General features: G+C 64.9%; 4 protein-coding genes and 1 pseudogene. 1 reads left to right on the top strand and 4 read right to left on the bottom strand.

Translation table 11 applies throughout. The annotated features are described in order from the left end of the window. Positions 1–551: 551 nt before the first annotated feature. The 4 genes and pseudogenes from GY725_19180 to GY725_19165 all read right to left on the bottom strand — a co-directional run bounded on the left by GY725_19180 (position 552) and on the right by GY725_19165 (position 5822). A complete protein-coding gene (locus GY725_19180; protein MCP4006309.1) occupies positions 552–1028 on the bottom strand; it encodes a hypothetical protein in 477 nt (158 codons plus the stop codon). A gap of 729 nt (positions 1029–1757) precedes the next feature. Then, positions 1758–2516, bottom strand: a pseudogene (locus GY725_19175) (hypothetical protein). Positions 2517–3257: 741 nt separating this feature from the next. Continuing rightward, positions 3258–3890 (bottom strand): PEP-CTERM sorting domain-containing protein, encoded by a 633-nt coding sequence (locus GY725_19170; protein ID MCP4006308.1) that lies wholly within the window; start codon positions 3888–3890, stop codon positions 3258–3260. 330 nt (positions 3891–4220) lie between these two features. Further along, positions 4221–5822 (bottom strand): transposase, encoded by a 1602-nt coding sequence (locus GY725_19165; GenBank protein MCP4006307.1) that lies wholly within the window; start codon positions 5820–5822, stop codon positions 4221–4223. Between the two features lie 814 nt (positions 5823–6636). Between GY725_19165 and GY725_19160 the strand changes: the two genes are divergently transcribed. Continuing rightward, entirely contained in the window at positions 6637–7239 is a 603-nt protein-coding gene (locus tag GY725_19160) for a cytochrome P450 (protein ID MCP4006306.1), read from the top strand. Positions 7240–7402 lie beyond the last annotated feature (163 nt).

Here is a 7402-nt window from a genome sequence, read left to right as displayed (position 1 = left end):
GACGTCCTCGAATGCCCTCGCTGCCAGGGCCGCATGAAGTTGATCGCCACGATCACGGACCCGAGGGCCCGCGTCCGTTCGAGAGCCCCCAGATTCCCCGACTGCCGGCTCTCAACAGCCGAAAATGGATGGTCTTATTAGGGAGACAGCGGTGCTATACTTCCTATCCGCCAACGGGCAGAACTACGACTGATCTTATGGAGGCGATTAGCTCGAGGAGATCATCGGTGAACGGGCAGTGACTTATCGAGCCAGGCATGTACTAGTACTGAGCGCGACCTCTGTGTTGGTACTCTGTTTCCTATGCGTCGTCGTCATCTGGAAGTCGTTAATTCCGTTTCTGGGGGCGGCCGGCGTTCTCTTGTCGGCTCAGTGGTGGTTCGAACGCCAACGTTGTGAGTCCTGTGGCGCCCAGCTCGCATTTCGCTTTTACTTCCCCGAGAGCAAGTCTGTGATCCTGAGTCGCGTGAGGTCGATTGCCTTCTGGCCGCCGGATAACTGTAGCCGCTGCGGTGCGGTGACGAGGTAGCAAGTGAGGAGTTTCTGGTTCTTCAAAGCGGAGGCACACGGAAACGGGGTTGAGATGGCGATGGGCTCCAGGACCGCGCACAGCCTTGGATGGCTTCTCGCGCGAGGATAGGAAGAATAGCCCGCGTTCCTGGCCGAGCTTCCGAGAAGCGGTGTTCTGTCAAGCCGGAGCGGGCCTGCCCCGGGCCGATGAGCTGCGACAGGCCTGTCGCCCGCAGCGGCGTGACGTCGGGGATCTCATCCAGCAGCACCTCGGGATCGTTCGAGGTGCCCAGACCCGGTCCGACTCCATGGGGGAAGGACGTGCTCGGAAGCCCCAAGAAGTTTCCCAGGCCATCGTTCGTGGGTCCGGCGGCGGCCCACGAGTCCGAGATGACCTTGGGGGCGAACCAGCCCTCATCTCCGACCTCGCCCGTATGCAGCGTGATCGTCAGACCCTCGTTCTGGTCGAAGAACCGCAGCTCGTTGCGGCGGGCCAGGTCGGCGATGTCGTCGTTCACCTCATGAGCGTTGAAGAAGTTCGGCGGGTTGCCGTTGTCGGGAGCCCGAGGAAGAACAGCCAGTCGTAGCTCGGGCTCACGATGTAGCGGAGCCGGCTGCTCACCGATCTGGGCGCGGCGGAGCCCGCTTCGACGGTCGTCGTCGTCAAACTTCCTCCCGAACGTCCCGATTCGGGATCTGAACCGGGCCGGTTGAGCCTACCGGAATCGGGGCGGCACTGCCGGGCCGGAAACAGCCTGCAACGTCAGGAGCGCCGGTGGTCCGAAAGACCACCAGCGCTCCTTGGTTCACGAAAAGAAGAGCCCCTCTAAAGGCTTCTTCTTGCTGTGCTTCTTTCCTCTTGCGGCCGCTGTCGAGCTAGACGAGCCCGCCTGGGCGGGGCAGTACCCCGGCCCAGACCGTTGTCGCGGCTGCGACTAGTGGATGGGCGACGTGTCGCACTCCCCGTCCTGGTCCGTCACGATGACCTCGAGACCGTCAAGGTTGTCCCCAACCTCCAAGAAGTACTGATGGCGATCCTTGCGGGCCTTGTAGGTCATGGCCTCGCCGTCCACATAGCCGTCCACGGTCACGGTTAGGCTGGCGGTCGCCGAGGGGTGCTCCGCGAACACCTTGAGCCTGTCCCTGGAGTTCGAGTACTTCGCCCGGGTGATCATGACCGTGTTGCCACCGCAACCCGGACCATCACCACCGACGTCACCCTCCAGACCGTCGGCCTGGGCGTTGCCCGGGTCGATGTCGAATGGCTCCGAGGACGAGTCCGGGGCGGGGGCGTCCTCGTCGGTCAGGAACTCCAGGTCCCCCTCGCAGACCGTCTCGGCGTCGCGGATCGTGATGTCCATCTCCGGGAGCGTCGAGCTGGAGAAGCCCTCGAGCTTGGTCGCCGCGTCCACGGTGAAGGCCACGGTCCCCAGGTTCTCGCCCTTTAGGCTCCCATTCAGCGGGTCGAAGTTGATGCTGATGTCGCTGTCGTAGACCACGGCGCAGCAGGTCCTCCCGACCAGGTTCGCCAGTCCGGTCGCCCGCAAGGGCGTCACGTCCGGGATCTTGTCCAGCAGGTCCTCGCAGTTGTTCTCTGTCGGGTCGCACGTACCGAGACCCTCGCCCACGTTGTACGGGAGCGAGCTCCAGTGCTCGAACGGCCCATGAGACCCGGCTCCATCGAGGCCCGGATTCCCCACGAAGTTGCGGATCGCGTTGCCCGTGGGGCCCGTGTTCGACCAGGACTGCGGGAAGGACTTCGGCGCGAACCAGCCCTCGTCCCCGACCTCGCCCGTGTGCAGCTTGATCATCGCCCCCTCGTTTGCGTCGAAGAAGCGCAGCTCGCGGCGTTGCGACAGGGCAGAAATGTCGTCGTTCACGTCGGCACCGCTCTCTCCGAAGTTGACTATGTCGTCGAAGAAGTTCGGCGGGTTGCCGTTGTCGATCGAGTCCTCGTCGATGACGAGGAAGCAGGCAGCTGGGGGGGGGGCTGGGGTGCCGAAGATGTTGACCTTCGTGGGGTCCGAGCTGAAGTCGCCTGCAAAGCTGTTTGCGAAGTTCGAGTTCTCGGCGTCTACGCGGATGTAGAGGTCCTGCGCCGGGTAGCTGCCAGCCATGGTCCCGCCCGTGATCGAGACGATTAAGTCGAAGGTGTCGGTGCCAAGGGCCGCGCCCGGAGACGTGTCCGCGAAGCCGAAGGCGGTAATGTTTCCCATCAGGAGCGTGCCCGCGACCGGCGGTTCGGCCGGGTTGGGCGGATCGACGCTGCCTGTCAGCGTAAAGGTTCCACCGATCAGGTTGCCGCTGTTGTCGACGTCGGCGTCGATCGTCGCCGTGCCGCCAGGCAGGAAGAAGGCCGGCGGACCGAAGGCGGGGTCGAACATCGAGATCGGATCCGCGTCGACAAGTAGCCTCTTCGTGCCCGAGTCGTAGCTCAACGACCCGGTGTTGTCGGCGAAGACGGTTGGGAAGTCCTGCACCGCGGGATCGATCAGCGCCGCGCCGGCGCTCGTAGCGACGCTGAGGGCCACGATCAGGCCCACTACGGATACCTGACCGGTCCTGAACAGCCTGTCACAAATCATTGCCAGCATTTTCTCGCCTCGCTTGCTGACCCGCGCACGGGTCCCGATAGGTTGCTACGTAATCCGACCGATGCAGCGCCCCGCTGCGCTCGGCCATCACCAGGTGGTGGTCTCAGAGAAAAAGTGACGACACGTTTCACGGAGTCGGTCACTCTTTGCTACCTAGGCGTCGCGCCTCCGCCGAAGTGCGCACCCGACCAATCCCATGAGCAGCAAGCTGCCGAGCGCGGGCTCCGGAATGGCGAAGGTGTTGGCGCTGGAGCTGAAGCCGTTGTCGAACGAGACTCCGTCGAAGCTGCCGGCATAACCCGAGGCGTGCAGCAGAGTCCCGACGGTGGTGCCGAACGGCGTGCCGCCGGAAAGCAGACCCCCTGAGACCGACCAGACGAACTCGAGGTCGCCCGGCGGGGAGTTCGGGAAGCCGAATGCGATGAGGTTGGCGGTCAGCAGGTTGCCCGGACCGGTGCCGCCGAAGCCCGTGTTCGTACCGCTGATCGTCCCGTCGATGACCAAGGTTCCGCTGATGAACGCGCCCGTGGTCGGTTGCAGCGTCGCGGTGATGGCGAAGGTGCCGGCGATGGTGTCGAAGTTCCCGGGAGCGCTGTCGAGGGTCAGCTGCTGCGGGAAGCCCGAAGCGGTCAGGTTGCCCGCGCCGTCGTAGTTCACCTGGATGAAGGCGGCGGAGATGTCCGGCGGGGTCTGTAGAAGACCCAGGGGCGCTGCACTGGCGGAGCTCACAAGCCCCAACAGCAGCACTCCGAAAAGCAGAATCAGGCCAGTGGTCTTCGATGTCACGTCTCTCCCCTTCCCAAGATCACGCACCGTGCTCGTCAAGTGGAGGAAGCCTACCACAGCGTCAAGGATTTGGGGCGGAAAATACGCGTTCCTGAAAGAAATCTGCTCAGGAGCCGCGCTCTCGCGAAAAGGCACTGATTTCGCTGGGGATTGAGCCGAAAGACGCCGCGGCGGCCGGTCTCGACCCAGGGCCCGGGGCGATTTCAAAGTGGAGCAGGCCCGCGCTACGCTTCTTGGGGGTCAATGCCACGGCGTGGTCGTTGCGTGCGACGCCTCGTGAGCGCAGGTGGCCGCTGGGACGCGGGATACCGTCCGGCAGCTTTGGTCTCGTCAGTCTTCGTAGGGTGAGGACTGATCGAACTCGAATGCTTCTGCGGGCTCGGGCTGGACATCGAGTTCGGCAGGCGGCATTGGCTCCGGGGGTGCTCGTGCCGGGAGTTCGGTGCACGCGAGGATGGCCCGGGCGACGGCGGGGTTCTCGATCGCCGCCAGCAGCCGCAGCGTGGCGCCGCAGCGTGGGCAGCGCAGGGCATCGACGGCGAAGACGCGCATCAGGAGATCGGCCCAGCGCATGCGATGGGCTTTTGACCGGGGCAGCATGCTGGCTTCGAGCGCGCTCGGTTCGGACTGCGCGCTGGGAGCGCGGGGCTCGCCTGGCGGTTCACCCGTTCGCGCCGTATCGGGCGCATGGCCCGGCACGACGCGGCTGCGCAGGCTCGCTCCGGGGGCGAGGATGCCGTGGTAGCGGGCCTGGTGTGTGCGCGGCGGCGGGATGAGCGGAACGAGCCGGTCGATCAGGTCGGCAGGTTCGATCAAGACGTGGGTCGTGCCGTCGCGCCAGCGGCTCTTCAGACGCAGAGCGAGCCGGCCCGAGCCGTCGGGCACTTCGGCAAGCCGGTCGCGGGCGATCGGTGGTCGCGCGACGTAACGACACAACCGTTCGAGTCGTCTTCGGTCGCCGGCGGGTACGGCGACCTCGGCGTGCAGGCTCATCTCGTAGTGGCGGGCGATTGCGCGGTCGCCGGGTCTTCCGCTCTCCTGTGCCTCGCCCGGCTCGACACGGTCGCCCAGGCGTAGCCAGCGCTGGCCGGCCTCGGGCCCGGTGGCGATGCGGCTGCGGACCGACGCGTGTGCGAGCCGTGCCAGGAGAGGCTGATCGCGTGCGAGCGCATCTTCGTCGGCGTCTTCGAGTCGCGCCTCGAGCAGGCGCCGGAGGCGGCGCGCGGTGCCCGCGAGTACGCGCGCGACGTCCTCGCTCGTCGGCGGTGCGAGTGCGACGAACTCGGGGGGTCGTTCCGGGTGGGGCTCGTACAGGTAGGCGCCGTCGAGCGCCAGGGTGTGGAAGTGCAGGTTCAGGTTCATGGCGGAGCCGAAGCGCTGCACGAAGGTGATGGAGCCGCACTGCTGGGCGCGCACCGCATGCTCGCGGTGGGCGCGTCGGCGCAGTTCTGCGAACAGAGATCGCAGGAAGGCGCGAAGCACCTGGCTTGTCAGGCTGGCATCGTAGGCGCAGCGGTAGCGAAGCGCGTAGGGAAGCGTGAGCACCCACTGGCGAATTGGGACACGGGGCCAGACCCGGTCGAGAAGATGGGCGGACGTGTCGGCCATTCGCCGTCCACCGCACGACGGGCAGAAGCCGCGGCGCTTGCAGGAGAACGGGACCAGGCGTTCGAGCTTGCACGCGTCGCAGCGCAGGCGCAGGAAACCAAACGCGGGTACGCCGCAGCGCAGGAAGGCGCGCAGCTCCTGCTGGGCGAAGTTCGGGATCGGGCGTTCGCGATGTCGTGCGAGGAACGCGGGAAGTTGCGCTTCCACGCATCGATACAACAGCGTCTGTTCTGGCCGGTGCGGCGCGTACTCGGCCGGCATGGGCGCATGCGGCATGCGGCCCGTGACACCGGTCGGAGCCTGGCAGGTCCTGGTCGTGCGCATGCCCAGGTTGCTGTGCGAACGACGTGCCGCGCTCTCGCACCGCGCGGCGGTGCTACCGCGCCACGTGAGACCTTCGCTTCACGAAGCTGCGTTCGCCGGTTCACGGCTCGGAGAATGCAGGCGAAAGGACGCCGCGCGACAACGCTGACGGGCCTTTCCGCAGTTTCTCAAAGGCGCCTGCTGGGCAGAAGGATGAGTGCGGGTGTTCCTGAGACTTCGCTGGTTCCATGGAATAAGCACACCTTTCGTCGCTACGCTCCTGAGGACCTGAGCTGGCGGGTGAGCTGTTCCCCGGCGGATGCCCCGGGGAGCGGTCTTGAGGTCTGAGCCTTCGCTAGTCGACGTTCTTCGACCTCTCGGACTCGGCCAACAAGGCGAAGAAGGTCTCCGGGGCGGAGACGATTCGCAGCCCCAGGCCGTCCATTTCCAGCACCGACAGTGAGCGATGCGTGTCGCGCCTCACGCTCGAATCCACGGCGCTTCTTGTCGAGGTCCTTCGGGTCCACAGATCGGTCCATCGTCGCGGCGTGACCCGCGCTTGACTCACTCGGGCGCAGAGGCGATGCAGGCGTTCCCGAGCAGCCCCGAATCGATTCAACTATTTGAATTATCGGGGCTTTGCCAGATCTTTCTGGAGCCACTAGAACGTGTTCCACTCACGGCTCAGGAGGCCCGTGAAATGAGCTTGTCCGACATCGACCTCGCCAACCCCGACAGCCTTGTCGGAGAGGTTCCGCACCACTGGTTCAAGGAACTGCGCAAGCACGACCCGCTCTACTGGCACGAAGAGAAGGAGGGGCCGGGCTTCTGATGTGTGACCCAGTACGAGGATCTGCGCCACGTCTCGCGGCATCCCGAGATCTACTCGTCCGCGCTGGGCGCGACGAATATCGAGGATCGCGATGAAGCCACGCTGGCCGGAATGCGCTTGATCATGATCAACATGGATCCGCCGCAACACGTGAAGTTCCGTCGCATCGTGCAGCGCGGCTTCACACCGCAGATGATCCAGAAGCAGGAAGCCTATCTGCGCGATCTCGCCAAGCGCATCGTCGATCCGGTTGCGCCGCGCGGTGAAGCCGAGTTCGTCGAAGATCTCGCCGCCGAACTTCCGCTCCAGGTCATCTGCGAGCTGGTCGGCACACCCGAGGAAGAGCGCAGGCGCATCTTCGAGATTTCGAACAAGATGATTGGCTTCGACGATCCGGAGTTCAACACCAACGTCGAAGAGGCAGGGCTCGCATCGGCAGAGCTGGCCGGCATCGCAATGCAGCTTGCCGAGCGTTACAAGAACGAGCCGTCCGACAATCTGACCTACAAGCTGCTGAACGCAGAAGTCGACGGTGAGAGGCTGATGGAGGCGGAGTTCTGCTGGTTCTTCCTGACTCTAGCCCGGATGATTCATGAGGGTCCGTAGCGAGGCGGTGCAGATTCGTGCTCTGGCAAGAGAAATCGGCGTTCCGCCGCGCAGGCGTACTTCGCAGTACGTCGAGCAGCGGGATGTCGATTTCTCTTGCCAGAGTGCGGAGATGTGCCGTCGCAGTAGGACCTTCATGAATCATCCGGGCTAGTCGATCGTC

The sequence above is a fragment of the bacterium genome (assembly GCA_024226335.1).
In the GTDB taxonomy this organism is placed as follows: Bacteria; Myxococcota_A; UBA9160; order SZUA-336; family SZUA-336; genus JAAELY01.
This window is presented reverse-complemented; position numbering and strand designations above follow the sequence as displayed.

Bases quoted from the DNA above. Each gene is read 5' to 3' on its own strand.
- GY725_19165 (MCP4006307.1), bottom strand. From the start codon at position 5,822: ATGCGCACGACCAGGACCTGCCAGGCTCCGACCGGTGTCACGGGCCGC.